The sequence below is a fragment of the Pseudonocardia xinjiangensis genome, assembly GCF_012911925.1.
Taxonomy (GTDB): Bacteria; Actinomycetota; Actinomycetes; order Mycobacteriales; family Pseudonocardiaceae; genus Pseudonocardia; species Pseudonocardia xinjiangensis.
Window position 1 is genome coordinate 1 of sequence record NZ_JAAXKY010000005.1, and the last position, 13,966, is coordinate 13,966.

Annotated in this window: 12 protein-coding genes; 2 read left to right on the forward strand and 10 right to left on the reverse strand. The window is 76.7% G+C overall.

The window, feature by feature from the left end:
* Positions 1-53: 53 nt before the first annotated feature.
* From HF577_RS03060 to eccCa, 9 genes are all read right to left on the reverse strand, one after another.
* Positions 54-407, reverse strand: coding sequence for a hypothetical protein (locus tag HF577_RS03060; protein ID WP_169394172.1), 354 nt, complete (start codon positions 405-407; stop codon positions 54-56).
* On the reverse strand, positions 404-700 hold the full coding sequence (locus tag HF577_RS03065) for a hypothetical protein (protein ID WP_169394173.1): 297 nt from the start codon (positions 698-700) through the stop codon (positions 404-406). Before HF577_RS03065 ends, HF577_RS03060 begins: the two co-directional genes overlap by 4 nt.
* Positions 701-749: 49 nt before the next feature.
* A complete protein-coding gene (gene glmM / locus HF577_RS03070; RefSeq protein WP_169394174.1) occupies positions 750-2,087 on the reverse strand; it encodes a phosphoglucosamine mutase in 1,338 nt (445 codons plus the stop codon).
* A 41-nt stretch (positions 2,088-2,128) separates the two neighbouring features.
* Positions 2,129-2,719 carry a 30S ribosomal protein S9 gene (gene rpsI / locus HF577_RS39570; RefSeq protein ID WP_169394175.1) on the reverse strand — a complete coding sequence of 197 codons (591 nt, stop codon included), beginning with the start codon at positions 2,717-2,719 and terminating at the stop codon, positions 2,129-2,131.
* A 29-nt stretch (positions 2,720-2,748) separates the two neighbouring features.
* Complete coding sequence (gene rplM, locus HF577_RS03080) at positions 2,749-3,192, reverse strand: 50S ribosomal protein L13 (protein WP_169394176.1); 444 nt, start codon at positions 3,190-3,192, stop codon at positions 2,749-2,751.
* Positions 3,193-3,421: 229 nt separating this feature from the next.
* Entirely contained in the window at positions 3,422-3,709 is a 288-nt protein-coding gene (locus HF577_RS03085; RefSeq protein WP_169394177.1) for a WXG100 family type VII secretion target, read from the reverse strand.
* 10 nt (positions 3,710-3,719) lie between these two features.
* Complete coding sequence (locus HF577_RS03090) at positions 3,720-4,031, reverse strand: WXG100 family type VII secretion target (RefSeq protein WP_211173726.1); 312 nt, start codon at positions 4,029-4,031, stop codon at positions 3,720-3,722.
* A 147-nt stretch (positions 4,032-4,178) separates the two neighbouring features.
* The gene (locus HF577_RS39575) at positions 4,179-5,645 is read right to left on the reverse strand and encodes a type VII secretion-associated protein (protein ID WP_169394178.1); all 1,467 of its coding nucleotides are present in this window, start codon (positions 5,643-5,645) and stop codon (positions 4,179-4,181) included.
* A gap of 43 nt (positions 5,646-5,688) precedes the next feature.
* Positions 5,689-9,642, reverse strand: coding sequence for a type VII secretion protein EccCa (eccCa, locus tag HF577_RS03100; RefSeq protein ID WP_169394179.1), 3,954 nt, complete (start codon positions 9,640-9,642; stop codon positions 5,689-5,691).
* A 151-nt stretch (positions 9,643-9,793) separates the two neighbouring features.
* Between eccCa and eccD the strand changes: the two genes are divergently transcribed.
* Together eccD and mycP are read left to right on the forward strand one after the other, a co-directional pair.
* On the forward strand, positions 9,794-11,212 hold the full coding sequence (gene eccD / locus HF577_RS03105) for a type VII secretion integral membrane protein EccD (protein ID WP_169394180.1): 1,419 nt from the start codon (positions 9,794-9,796) through the stop codon (positions 11,210-11,212).
* Positions 11,213-11,229: 17 nt separating this feature from the next.
* Entirely contained in the window at positions 11,230-12,504 is a 1,275-nt protein-coding gene (gene mycP, locus HF577_RS03110) for a type VII secretion-associated serine protease mycosin (protein WP_169394181.1), read from the forward strand.
* 15 nt (positions 12,505-12,519) lie between these two features.
* Here mycP and eccB read toward each other — a convergent pair whose 3' ends face one another.
* Positions 12,520-13,959, reverse strand: a complete 1,440-nt coding sequence (eccB, locus tag HF577_RS03115) for a type VII secretion protein EccB (protein ID WP_169394182.1) — start codon at positions 13,957-13,959, stop codon at positions 12,520-12,522.
* Positions 13,960-13,966 lie beyond the last annotated feature (7 nt).

The window sequence follows — 13,966 nt, forward strand, 5'->3', positions numbered from 1 at the left end:
CATTTAGGCTGGACTCGCGGGCAGCTACCGCAACCACCCAGCGGGGCGCGGGGTCAGTCCGGGAGTTCTGCGATCCTCATGCCTCGTTCGTCGTCCGTGCGGCGGGCTTCCGTGCTGCCCAGGCGGATGCCGGTGTGGCGGGTGGGGGGTGGGTCCCATCGGTACGGGTCCGCGGCCTGCCGCGCGTACGCCTCGCCCAGCTCCGCGGCGGCCCTGGCCTCGCGGCCGAGCTCGTGGCCCAGATGCGCGGTGCGCTCCACCCACTCCTGACCGCGGGCGTCCGGCCAGTCCTGGGTGATCTCCTCCGACAGCCGACCCACCTGCCGCCCGATCTCGGCGAGTGCGTCGGCGAGCCCGGTCCACCACCGCCCAGCACCGGACAGGGCATCGGCATCGGCACGTGTCATGCGTGCTCCTCGCCGGAGAGTCCGTCCTGGATCCGGCGCAGGATGCCGGCGACGGCGTCGTCGGCGCTCGTCGCGGCCGAGGCGGCATCGGCGAGTGCGGCACTGAGCTCGGCCAGCTCGCGGACCGCGACGAGCACGGCCGCACCCAACCGCTCGTGCTCAGCCGTCAGAGCCCGGCCGCCCACGGGGCCGGGCCCGAACCGGAGCGCCGCCCGGAGATCCTCGGAGAGGCCCGCTGCGGTGACCGCGTGGGAGCGGAGCTGATCGGGGTGCAGACGCAGCTCGGACGACATGGCCTGATGGTGCAGTACGGAGGCGGTGGAGCGAGGCGGAACGGGCGATTCAGCTCGCCGCGGCGACGACCTCGGCCAGCCGCAGCGCCACGTTGTCCGCCTGCTCGGAGGTGGGCGCCTCGACCATCACCCGCACCAGCTGCTCGGTGCCGGACGGGCGCAGGAGCACGCGACCGGTGGCGCCGAGCTCCGCCTCAGCGGCCTCGACGGCCTCCCGCACAGCGGCTGATCCGGCGACCGCCGCCTTGTCGGCCACCTGCACATTGCGGAGCACCTGAGGCAGCGGCGTGATCACGGACGCCAGCCCGGCGAGAGACGAGCCGGTGGCCGCCATCCGCGCCATCAGCCGCAGTGCGGTGAGCAGGCCGTCGCCGGTGGTGGAGTGCTGCGGGAGCACGACGTGGCCCGACTGCTCGCCGCCGAGGCTGAACCCGCCCGTCCGCAGCTCCTCGAGCACGTACCGGTCGCCGACCTGGGTGGTGAGCACCGCGATACCGGCTTCCTGCATGGCCAGATGCAGGCCCAGGTTGCTCATCACCGTGGCGACCAGGGTCTCGTGGGCGAGTTCGCCTGCCTCCAGCATGGCGAGGGCGAGCACCGCCATGATCTGGTCGCCGTCGACCGCCGCGCCGGTGGCGTCGACGGCCAGGCAACGGTCGGCGTCGCCGTCATGGGCGATGCCGAGATCGGCACCGTGCTCCCGGACGGCCTTCTGGAGCGGCCCGAGATGGGTGGACCCCACCCCGTCGTTGATGTTGAGCCCGTCGGGGTCGGCGTGCATCGCGATGACGTCGGCACCGGCCCTGCGATACGCCTCCGGGGCGACGGCGGACGCGGCCCCGTGCGCACAGTCGACCACGACCCGCAGCCCGGCGAGCGACCCCGGAGTGGCCGCGACCAGGTGGTCGCGGTAGCGCTCGGCGGCATCGACCAGGTCGTGGACCCGGCCGATGCGCGTGCCCGTCGGCCGCTCGTGGCGGATGTCGAGGCCCTCCTCGATCGCACTCTCGAGCACGTCGGGGAGCTTGTGGCCGCCCGCCGCGAAGAGCTTGATGCCGTTGTCCGGCATCGGATTGTGCGATGCGGAGATCATCACGCCGAAGTCGGCACCGAGCGACCCGACCAGGTAGGCGACCGCCGGGGTGGGCAGCACTCCTACCCGCACCGCGTCGGCCCCGGCCGATGTCAGACCGGCGACCACCGCGGCCTCGAGCATCTCCCCGCTCGCCCGCGGGTCCCGCCCGACGACGGCCACCGGACGGTGGGACCGGTCGCGTGCCGCGAGCACGCGAGCGGCGGACGCGGAAAGGGCTACGGCGAGCTCCGGAGTGAGGAGCTCGCCGTTGGCCAGTCCGCGAACGCCGTCGGTGCCGAACAGACGTCGCACTGCGACCGAACGTGCACGGTCGCCAGCAGGCAGATCCAAGATCAGCGCTTGCTGTACTGAGGAGCCTTACGGGCCTTCTTGAGGCCGTACTTCTTGCGCTCGATGACGCGCGGGTCACGGGTGAGGAAGCCGGCCTTCTTGAGCGGCGGGCGGTCCTCGGAGTCGGCCTCGATCAGCGCGCGCGCAATGGCCAGGCGCAGCGCACCGGCCTGGCCCGACGTGCCGCCACCGTGCAGGTTGGCGAAGATGTCGAAGCGCTCGGTCTTCTCGACGGTGACCAGCGGCTCACGGATCAGCTGCTGGTGCAGCTTGTTGGGGAAGTACTCCTCGAGCGTCTTCCCGTTGAGACGGAACGATCCGGTGCCCGGCATGAGCCGGACACGGACGACGGCCTCCTTGCGGCGCCCGACGGTCTGGATCGGCCGGTCGGAGAACACCGCCGGGACCGGAGCCACGTCGATGTCGGCGTCGATGTCGACGTCCGTGTCGGCGTCGTACTCGTCGGCCGCATCGGTGTCGGCGTCGCCGTCGGCGAGGTCGGTGGCGTCGGCTTCGAGCGCGGCCTCCTCGACGGCCTCGATCTCGGCGGCCGCCGTCTCGGCAGCCTCGGTCCCGGGCTCGGGGGTGGTCACGGGCTGTCCCTCTTCGTTCTCTGGGGTGGTCACTGAGCGACCTGGGTGATCTCGAACGCGGCCGGCTGCTGCGCGGCGTGCGGGTGGTCGGGCCCGGCGTACACCTTGAGCTTCTTGCTCATCGCCCGGCCGAGGCGGTTCTTCGGCAGCATGCCCTTGATCGCCTTCTCGACGAGACGGTCGGGGTGCTTCTCGATCATCTCGCCGACCGAGCGCTGCTTGAGACCGCCCGGGAAGCCGCTGTGGCGGTAGACGAACTTGTCCGTCCGCTTGTTGCCCGAGACGGCGATCTTCTCCGCGTTGACGATGATGACGAAGTCACCGGTGTCCATGTGCGGGGCGTACGTCGGCTTGTGCTTGCCACGCAGGAGCGTGGCTGCGTGCGTGGCGAGGCGGCCGAGCACCACGTCCGTGGCATCGATCACGTGCCAGGCGCGGGTGATCTCGCCGGGCTTGGGGCTATACGTGGGCACGGACCTACCTCGTCGCTGTCTTGTGCTCGTCGAGAAACTCGGGAGCTGCCTTCGGTGCGCGGGTGCGGGAGCAAGGCGCCGGGCCCGCGGACGGACCATGCGGGCCGCCGTCAAGCGACCGCGGGTCTTCACCCACCGCACGTCGAAGAACGAGGGTACCCGCCGGTCCGAAGCAGGGTCAAAACGCCCCCTCCAACCGCCGGGTAGCTCGCTCCCGCAGCCGCGGTGACTACCGCCAGCGGGCCGCGTTGGCCCGCTCGACCTGCTGGTAGCTGTCGTTGGCTGTGCCCAGCGCCACCCCGATCTGGGCCAGTACCGAAGCCAGGTCGGCGGCGGCCGTGTCCCACTTGCGTTGCGTGGCCTGGTACTCCGTGGCCGCCTGCCCCTCCCAGGTGGCGACCATGGGCGCCAGGAACCGCTTGAGCTCCTCGAGCTGGCCGGAGATGCGGCCAGCGGTGGCTCCGACGTCCGCCCGCGCCGCCTCCAGCGCCCCGAACGTGACCTTGATCTCAGACATGGCTCCCCTTTCAGCCGAGCGCCGCGCGGATCGCGGACAGCTCGCCGGAGTGCTGCTCCTCCTGCGCGCGGTAGCTCGCGCCCGTGCCCTCGATCGCCTCGCCGATGGTGCGCAAGGCCTCACTCAGAGCCCGGGCGTCGGTGTCCCACCGGGCCATCAACGCGGTGAACGCCGTGGCCGCCTCTCCCCGCCACGCCCCGGCCAGCGGGGCGAGCCTGCTGCGCAACGTGGCCAGGTCGGCCTGCACGGTGTCGTTCACCGTGAACACGTGCCGCCCGGCCCGCTGCATCTCCTCGACGGTGGTACCGAACCCGTCGGCCATGCCGATCACCCCTGTCCCGTGCCTGGTCTGCTTGTCCGGACACCGTCGCAGGGAGCGCGCCCGCGTGGGGCCGAACCGGCGGGATCGTGTGCGGGTGCGAACGCGGGGGCCGGTGGACGGCCCAGGGGCCGGGACGGGCCGCCGGGCTCAGGCTCGTCGCACCGAGGCGACGACCACGTCGCACGCAGCCCGCACCGCGCTGCTGCCGGCTGCCGTGTGCCGGCAGCCGACGCTGAGCTGCGCATCCCCGTCGAGGAGCACGAACCAGTCGACGACGGTCCGGCCGTCCGCCCCGCGCTGGCGGTAGGTCGCCACCTCGCGCCCGGCGAGCGTGGTGGTCGTGTAGTCCCGCAACGCGGACCCGGCCGCCGCCGCCGACTCGAACTCGGCGCGCAGCTCGGCCCGGGCCCGCTCGGGCTCGGCGCCGGTGTCGTAGCCGAGCGGGCTCCGCTCGACCGCGATCAGATCGCTGCCCTCCGGCGCCCCGGCCGGGGTGAGCAGGGTGCGGCGCCGCTCCGGCAACCCGCCGGTGTGCTCCCACCCCGCTGGGACGTCGAGCCGGTAGCCGTACTGCACGAGCACGCCGGCAGGCACCACGGCGGCCGGCGGTCGCGAGGGCAGGAGCACGCCGGCGCCGAGGAGACCCGCGACGAGCACGGCGGCCGCAGCGGCCGAGGAGACGATCCGCAGCAGGCTGCGGGTCCGGACGGGCGGCGGCGGCAGCCTGCGCGCGACCAGGGCCGCACTGCGCTCCGGGCCGCTGCCGGGAGCCGCGAACGGAGCCGCGGCCGTCGACTCGCGGTGCGGAGTCCGCCCGGCATCGGGCACCCGCACCGACCACGGGTGACCGCCGGCGTCGGGCAGCACCAACGCCCCCAGCACCGCGGCGACGTCCGGCCGCGGGGCCACGGCGACTCCCGCGGCGCCGGCGATCCCGGCCTCGTCCACGAGCTCCGCGAGCAGCGGGGTGCGGGCCACCCCACCGACGAGCAGCACCGGGGCGGGTCCGGCCTCCAGCAGCACCTCGCGCAACGCCTCGACCGCGACGGCGAGCTGTCGCGCCAGCAGCGGGCGGACCTCGCTCGCCCTCACCGGTACCGGCTCAGGTGCGCCCGCCTGCACCGACGGCAGCAGCGAGAGCGCCTCACGTACGCGCCGGGCCTCGGCAACGGCCGCGGGGTCGTCCGACGACAGCCCCAGCAGCTCCGCCAGCACCGCGTCCAGCGCGGCGCCGGCCACCGCACGGGACCGGACGGCGAGCACGTTGCCCGAGGCGTCCAGCCGGGTGGCCTCCGCGGCCCCGTGCCCGACGTCGAGCACGGCCACGTCCCCGCACCCGGCTGCGGCGACCGGCACCGGGACCGCACGGACCCGGCAGGCGAGACCGGCGCACCGGCCCACCCAGGACGCCGTACGCGGCGCGGGCCAGCCCGGCGGATGGACCAGCACCAGCTCCTCCGGCCCGGGAGCGAACTCCGCCAGCAGCGACGCCACCGTGACGCCGCGAGCCGGTTTCCGGGCCACCAGCCACGGCTCACCGTCGGCACCCGCCGCTGCCACCCGCGCCGTGGCCGCCCCCAGCTGGACGGCGACCCGGACCGGCGTGCCGCTCACCGTCCTCCCCTGCTGTGTCGCCCGCGGCGGGGGCGCGGGCCGCTCACGGGTCGTCCTCGACGTCCGGCGGCAGCCAGGCGAGCTGGATGCGGCGGGCGCCACGACGCCGGTCGACGAGCGTGGCTCGTCCCGGCGGCAGGGACGCCGGCTTGACCGACTCGACCAGCGCACCCTCGTCGGGGCTGCCGTTCATCACCAGCCCCGGCACGGCCAGCTCACGCAGCCGCCCGAGCAGCGGGTCGAACAGCGCTCGGCCGGCGCCGCCGCAGCGCCGGGCCACGACCAGGTGCAGGCCCACGTCCTTGGCCTGGGCGAGGAACTCCACCAGCGGCACGAGCGGGTGCTGCGCGCCCCCGCCGGGCGCGACGAGGTCGTAGTCGTCGACGAGCACGTACACCTCGGGGCCGGTCCACCAGCTGCGTTCGCGCAGGGCCCGCGGCGTCACGTCGGGGCCGGGGAGCCGCCTGCGCAGCGATGCCGCCACCTCGCGGGCCGCCTCGGCGGTGGCGTCGGCCGTGCTGGCGTAACCGATCAGATGGGTGTCCGGGACGACGCCCAGCAGCGTGCGGCGATGGTCGACGACCACGAGCCGGGCGGCCTCGGGGCCGTGCCGGTCGGTGATCCCGCGCGCGACGAGCCGCAGCAGGTTGGTCTTGCCGCTCTCCGCGTCGGCGAAGCACATCAGGTGCGGGTCCGCGGCGAGGTCGAGCTCCACGCGGCCGAGCCGTTCCTCGTCGACGCCGATCGGGACTCCGGTGGACCCGGGACCGGCCGGCGGCAGCCGGTGGAGGTCGATGCGCTCGGGCAGGAGCCGCACCGGGGGGAGGCCGGCACCGGGCCAGGCTTGCGCGATCACCCCCACCAGCGCGGCCTGGTCGGTGGCGCCGGTGCTCAGCCGGGGAGCCGCGACGACGGCCGGGGCGCCGTCGGGCGCGAGCCCGTGGCCGGGCCGGGCCGGCACCTCGGCGGCCCGGCGGCGGTCCACCTCGGACTCGGCGGGCTCCCCCAGCCGCAGCTCGATGCGGCCGCCGAGCAGGTCCTTGAGCGCCGGACGCAGCTCGCTCCACCGACCGGCCGAGATCGCCAGGTGCAGCCCGTAGGACAGGCCCTGAGCGGCCAGCGGCAGCAGGCGCGCGTCCAGGTCGTCGAAGTCGCCGCGCAGCGTCAGGTACCCGTCGACGACGAGCAGCAGGTCGGTGCTCGGTTCACCGGGGTGCGCGCCTGCCGCCCGGCGGGCCCGGAACTCCTCGACCGAGGCGATCCCGGCCTCGCGGAAGAGCCGTTCACGCCGGGCGAGCACGGCGGTGAGCTCGGCGACGGTGCGCCGGACGAGATCGACCTCCTGGCGCCCGGCGACGGTGCCGACGTGCGGCAGCCCGGCCAGGGACCCGAGCGCCCCGCCACCGAAGTCGAGAACGTGCACGCCGAGCTCGTCCGGGGTGTGGGTGAGGGCGAGGCCCAGCACAGCGGTGGCCAGCGCGGTGGACTTGCCCGCCCGCGGACCGCCCACCACGGCCAGATGCCCGGAACCGCCGGCCAGGTCGATCACGAGAGGGTCGCGCCGCTGCTGGTAGGGCCGGTCGATCAGGCCCACGGGCACCTGGAGCACGCCCGTCCGGGCCGCCGGCGGACCCTGGCCGGGCCCGGCGTCGACCGGGCCGAGCACCTCGTCGAGCGGTGGTGGGGCGTCCAGGGGCGGCAGCCAGACGCGGTGCGCCGGCGGGCCCTGACCCGCCATCGCGGCGATCACGGTGTCGAGGACGGTGGGGCCGTCCACGCCGTCGGTCTCGGTGGCGGTGACCGGCTCCACCGGCGTGACCTCGGGTACGGGGCCGACCCGGAACGGGTACGCGCGGGGCCGGCCGGCCGCGGGCCCGGACCGCGGCGCCGCTGGGGTGCCGGGGCCCGACACGTAGGCGGCGCGGAACCGCACGAGCTCGTCGGTGCCCGTCGCGAGGAAGGCCGAGCCGGGCGCGGACGGCAGCTGGTGGGCGTCGGGCACGCCGAGCACCGCACGGGACTCCGAGGCGGAGAACGTGCGCAGCGCGATCCGGTAGGACAGGTGCGACTCCAGCCCGCGCAGCCGCCCTTCCTCGAGGCGCTGCGAGGCGAGCAGCAGGTGGATCCCGAGCGAGCGCCCGAGCCGTCCGATGGTGACGAGCAGCTCGATCAGCTCGGGTCGTTGGGCGAGCAGCTCGGAGAACTCGTCGACCACGACGAACAGCGCGGGCAGCGGCGGCAGCTCGGCTCCGCCCCGGCGGGCTGCGGCGTAGTCGGCGACGCCCACCAGGTTGCCGGCGGCGCGCAGCAGCTCCTGACGGCGGGTGACCTCACCGGCCAGCGTGTCGGCCATCCGGTCCACCAGCGTCAGCTCGTCGGCGAGATTGGTGATCACGGCCGAGACGTGCGGCAGCCCGGCCAGCCCCAGGAACGTGGCGCCGCCCTTGAAGTCGACCAGCACGAGGTTGAGCTCCGCGGGCGAGTGCGTGGCCGCGAGACCCAGCACGAGGGTGCGCAGCAGCTCGCTCTTGCCCGACCCGGTGGCGCCCACGCAGAGCCCGTGCGGTCCGCTCCCACCCTGCGCGGACTCCTTGAGGTCGAGCACGACCGGGCCACCGCGCTCGTCGACGCCGATCGGGACGCGCAGCCTGTCGGTCTCGGCGCGGATCCAGCGGGCACGCAGCGCGGCGATCCCGGCCGGGCCCGGTTCCAGCCCGAGCAGCGCGGGCAACCCCGGCGCCCGGCGCGGGGCCGCATCACCGCCCGGCGCGGCGCCGCCGGACCGGTAACGGGCCAGCCGTCGCGCGAGTGCTCTGGCCTCGGCCACGCCGAGCCCGTCGGGGTGCCCGATCGGGGCCGCCTGCTCGTCGTCGGGAGCGAGGTCGGTGGGCCGCCGGTCGGTGGAGCCGACGCGGTGCAGCCCGTGCGCACCCACCAGCAGCCGCACGACCGACGGACCCGGTCGCCGTCCCGGCGGCGCGCCCACGCGCAGCACCGTGACCCCGGCGACGCCCGCCCACGGCCCCGGCCCCTCGGCCACCTCGTCGACGACGACGAGCAGGTGCGGCTCACCGGTGCCGGGGCCCGCCGGCCTGCCCGCCAGCTCGGCCACCCACCAGCGGCGGACGTCGTCGGCGTCGCCGGAGACCATCCGCAGCGGGCCGATGGCGTCGCGCCTGCGGGGGTGGGCGACGTGCGGGAGCCACTTGACCCACTCCCATTCGGTGGCGAGCGTGGGCGGCGCGACGACGGCGAGCAGCGCGTCGGCCGGGCTGTGCCAGAGCGCGTACTGGGCCACGAGAGCGCGGGCGAGAGCGCGGGCGGGCCCGAGCCCTTCCGCGGGATCGGCCGGTTCGAGCCACACCGTGGAGCTCGCCCGCAGCGACAGGGCCACCGGCAGGTCGGGCACGACGGCGTGGCCCAGCAGGAACCGGCGCAGCGCGAGCGCCGTGACCGGTTCCAGGCCCTCGACGGGCCCGGTCTGCGGCGCCACCAGCCGGGTGGCCAGCCGCTGCGCGCCCCGCCCGATGCGCAGCTGCCCGAAGTCCGGGTCGGCCGGCCTGCGTTCCCAGAGCCGGCCCGCCGCGAGCACCGCCGGCCACGCCGCCGGGTGCGGGTGCAGCGACTCCAGCACGGCACGCTGCTCGGCCGCGATGCCGCGGACCCGGCCGCGCAGCAGCGACAGGTAGCGCAGGTAGTCGCGGCGGTCCTCGTCGAGGCTCGCCGAGCGGTTGCCGCCCCCACGGCCGGCGCCGGTCATCATCATGGCGAGCGTCGAGATCGCGAACATGCCTCCGAAGAGCCAGGAGGTGGGGTTGCGCGGGCCGAGCACGGCGATGAAGCCGACGGAACCGAGCAGCATGACGACAGGGAGCAGCCGGGCCAGCATCCCCGCGGGAACGATCCGCTCCGGCTCGGGGGGAGGCTCGAGCGTGAGCTCCCCACCGGGCATCCGCGGCGGCACCCGCCGTGGCCGGACGACTCCGACAGTTCCCATCGGCACCCCTCCCCGCCGGTCAACCGGCCCCGAACGAGTTCTGCCGAACGGGCCCGCCCACGGCCCCGGCGCTGCGATGCTAGGCAGCCGACGGGGTCCGCCGGGGCCGTTCCGGAGAAGTCGTCCTGTCGCTCGCGGAGGGAGACACCACGTGCGTGCCGCTGCCGCCGACGCGGCCTACTGCCGGCTCACGGTGCTCGCCCCCCGGGCGAGGGTCGACGTCGCGCTGCCGGCAGACGTGCCGGTCGCCGAGCTGGTGCCGATGGTCCTCGAGCTGGTCGGGGAACCGGTGTTCGGCCTGCGCCCGGTCCCGTGGCGGCTGTCCGGCGCCGCGGGCGGCCCGCTGCCCGCCGAGGCCAGCCTCGGCGAGCTCGGTGTGCTCGACGGCGAGCTGTTGCGGCTCGCCCCCCAGGGCCCGGCTCCGGTTCCGCCGGTCTTCGACGACCCCGTGGACGCGCTGGCGGCCACGGCGGCCACCGCCGCGGCAGGCGATCGCCGGTTCGGCGCGGGTGTGGTGCTGGCCGTGGCCCTCGCCGCGGCGGCGCTGCTCGCGGGCCGGCCCGCAGCGCCCGGGACGCCGTGGACGACGTGGACGGCGGCGGTCGCGGCGCTGGCGGCCGTCGCCGCGGTGGCGCACGCCGCCCGGCTGGCCCGCACCGTCGAGGCGCCCGCCGGGGCGAGCAGGGTCGAGTCCCTCGACGGGGCGGCCCGGCAGCAGGCGGCGAGCACAGCGGCGCTGGCGGCCGTTCCGCTGGCCGCCGCGGCCGGGTGGGCGGCCCTGTCCGCCGCGGGCGGCGCTGCACAGCTGCTGCTGGCCACGGCCGCGGCAGGCATCGCCGCCGCACTCGCCCAGATCGCGCTGCGAGTGGTGGCCCCCGTGCTCGTCGGCATCGTGGTGGCCGCGGTCCCGGTGGGGGTGGCCGCAGTCGTCGTCCTGCGGTTCGGCGTCGCCCCGGCTGCCGCGGCGGCCGCCGTGGGCGCGGTCGCGCTCGCCGTCGGCCCCGTGCTGCCACGGGCCGCGTTGCGCCTCGCCGGGTTGCCCCGGCCGGTCGTGCCGGCCGACGGTGCCGAGCTGGTGGACGCCGACGACGGCCCCGACCTGCTGCCGCCCGCCGAGCTCGCGGAGCGGGCCGACCTGGCACGCGGCTATCTCGCCGGCCTGGTCGGCGGCTGCGCCGTCCTCGCGGCCGCTGCCGCGCTCCCGGTCGCGGCGGCCGGTGGGTGGGCCGGGCCGGCCTTCGCGGCGGTCTCCGTGGCCGTACTCGCCCTGCGGGCCCGCAGCTTCGCCGACCGCGCCCCGGCGCGGGTCCTGCTGGGGAGCGCCGTCACCGCGGGCGTGGGGCTGGCCGTACTGGTCGCCACGCAGGTGGGTCCCGGCGCCCGGCTCGGCGTCGCGGCTGTCCTGCTCGTGGCGGCAGCGGCGGGCTCGCTCGCGCTCGGGCGCACCCGGCCGGCGGGCTCCCCCGTCTCCCGCCGGGCGGTCGACCTGCTGGAAGGCCTGCTCGTCGCCGCCTCGATCCCGCTGGCACTCGCGGCGATGGACCTGTTCAGGCTGGTCCGGGGCCTGTGAGACGGGCGGCATGCGCGGTGGCCACGGCACTCGCGCTCACCGGGCAGGCGGCTCCCGCCATGGCCCACCCGGTGCCGCCCCCGATCGCCGTGCCGCCGCCCGCCGGTGAGCCGCCCGAATCCACTCCCGGCCTGCGCGCGCCCAGCCGCTGCACCCCGCCCGAGGCGGACCCGGAGCCTGCGGCCGACCCCATCGCCACCCGGCTGCGGCTGCCCGAGCTCCACCGGCTGGCCACCGGCCGCGGCCAGCTCGTCGCGGTGATCGACACCGGGGTGTACCCGCACCCGCTGCTCGGCGACCGGGTGCGCGGCGCCGGGGACTACCTCACCGGTGGCGACGGCCTCGACGACTGCGACGGCCACGGCACCGCGGTCGCGGGCCTGCTCGCCGCGGCGGCGGAACCGGGCTCTCGCGGCCGGGCCGCCACGCCCATCGGGATCGCGCCCCGCGCGCGGCTGCTCGCGATCCGCCAGTCGAGCCCGTCGTTCGAGGTCCCCGGGCCGGGCGGCACCACCCGTCCGGCCGGCGACACCCGCACGCTGGCCGAGTCGGTCGTGCTGGCCGTCCGGAAGGGCGCCGACGTGGTCAACATCTCCGAGGCCGTGTGCCTGAGCGCCGCCCAGGCGGCCACGGCGGGCGCCGACCTGCAGGCAGCGCTCTCCTTCGCCGCCCGGTCCGACGTCGTGGTCGTCGCGGCGGCGGGGAACGTGGGTTCGGGCTCGTGCGTCGAGCCCGGCGCGGGCCAGGTGTCGCTCCCCGGCTGGTACGACGACCAGCTGCTCGCGGTGGGGGCCGTCGGCCCGGACGACGCCCCGGCCTCCTTCACGGTGCCCGGACCGTGGGTGGACGTCGCCGCCCCCGGCACCGGGCTGCGCTCGCTGGCCGTCGGCGGCGGCACGACCTCCACCGGCGTCGAGGGCACCAGTTTCGCGGCGCCGTGGGTGTCCGGGCTGGCTGCGCTGGTGCGGGAACGCTATCCGGAGCTCACCGCGAGACAGGTGACCGACCGCATCCTCGCCACGGCCCGCCCGCCGGCCCGCGGCCGTGACGACCGGGTGGGCCACGGTGTGATCGATCCGGTCGCCGCACTCACCGCGGTGCCCGCCGTGCTCCACCCGGCTCCGGAACCGGCAGCCGCGGTGACGGTGGTGGCGGAGCTCCCCGGCACCGCACCGCGGCCGGCGGCGCCGTCGTCGGGCCCACCGGTCGACCTCGTGGCGGCCGGTCTGCTGCTGCTGGCGGGTGCGGCGGCCGCGGTCCTGCTGCGCCGCCGCCCGCGCAGGATGCGCTGAGGGACCCGGCCTGGCTCAGCCGGCCGGCAGCACGTCCACCACCCGGCCCGCGGCAGCGAGGTCCAGGGCCGGTCCGGCCGGCAGCAGGCGCAGTGCCGCCTCCGGAGCGGGCTCGGCGGCGGTGATCCCCAGTGCGGCGGCCGTGGCGTCGTCGGCGACGCCGTAGCCGACGCCGGTGGCGGCCACCAGCCACAACGGGCCGGTGCCCGGCTGGCGTCCCGGCCCGGTGGCCCGCACCGCGCCGCCGGGCCCCACCGCCACGGCGTCCACGTGGGTGCCCGGGCCGTCGGCCTGGGCCAGCGCCACCGGTGGCGCCGCCGTGGGCAGCGGCTCCGCGGCGCCCGTCCACACCGCACCGGACGGCTCCCCGTCCGCCGTCCACGTCCAGCACATGACGGGCGACTCGGCGGGCTCGCGCAGCTGTGGCGCCCCTGCGGGCCAGCCGTCGACCGGCAGGTCGTCGACGAGCGCCGCCGCGGCCAGCTCGGTGGGCCCGATGGGCAGGTCCTGCGCCTGCCCCGCGGCCACCCGCAGCAGCTCGGCCACGACGTCGGGCACTTCCTGCAGGCCGCCGGCCAGCACGGCGAAGTGCCGCGGGGCCCCGCCCACCGGGGTGGTGACCAGTACGTCGCCGATCCGCCCCGGCAGCCCGGCGGGAGCGGTGCCGCCACGACCGGCGACCTCCGGGGTGGCCAGGGCCGCGCCCTCGGGCACCAGTGACACCACGTCGGGTGCGGCGGCGCGGGGGATCCGGCCGGTGAGCCCGAACGCGGCCAGCACCCGGCCGTCACCGGTGTCGACGCGGTGCCGGCGGCCTTCCGTGACCAGCCAGGTGGCGCCGTCGGGTCCGTCGAGCAGCACCCCGTCGCCCGGCGGCATCGGCTCGGGTGCCGCCATGCCGGCCACCACGGTGGTGCCGACGAGGGTGCCGTCGGCCGTGGTCCGGTCGCACACCGCCCACCGGGGTGGGGGTGCCGGACCGCCCGGCTGCACCGCGACCGCCCCCGGGACCGCGGCGGTCGGGGTGCGCGCCGCAGCGGCGAGGGCGGCGTCCGGCACCGCGACGGGGGTGGCGGTGGCCGGGTCGGCGCCGGTGCTGCCGCCCGTGCGCAGCGCCGCCAGCACCAGCCGGGCCGCGGGGAGGTTGGCCACGGGCACGAGCCGGTCGGGCCCGTGCGCCACCACGTACATCGCGCCGGATCCCGCGCCGATCACCACGTCCTGCTGTTTCCAGTCGGGCCTGGGCACCACCACCGAGTACACCGCGGCGCCGCAGAGCCCGAGCAGCCCCAGCACCACTCCGGCCAGCGCCGCGCGGCGCTGTGACCGGATCTGCTCGTGCAGGGGCACCGGGTCACCGCGCACCAGCGCCGCCTCGAGCCGGCGCAGGCCGAACCGGTACGCGTCCACCTGGTCGCGGGTGGCGGGGGCCCGCACGGCGCTCGGTCGCGACACGGTCCGA

What these genes read in the sequence shown, in the direction of transcription:
- HF577_RS03060 (WP_169394172.1), bottom strand. Translation starts at nt 407, where the DNA reads ATGACACGTGCCGATGCCGATGCCCTGTCCGGTGCTGGGCGGTGGTGG.
- HF577_RS03065 (WP_169394173.1), bottom strand. Translation starts at nt 700, where the DNA reads ATGTCGTCCGAGCTGCGTCTGCACCCCGATCAGCTCCGCTCCCACGCG.
- HF577_RS03085 (WP_169394177.1), bottom strand. Translation starts at nt 3,709, where the DNA reads ATGTCTGAGATCAAGGTCACGTTCGGGGCGCTGGAGGCGGCGCGGGCG.
- HF577_RS03090 (WP_211173726.1), bottom strand. Translation starts at nt 4,031, where the DNA reads ATGGCCGACGGGTTCGGTACCACCGTCGAGGAGATGCAGCGGGCCGGG.
- eccCa (WP_169394179.1), bottom strand. Translation starts at nt 9,642, where the DNA reads ATGGGAACTGTCGGAGTCGTCCGGCCACGGCGGGTGCCGCCGCGGATG.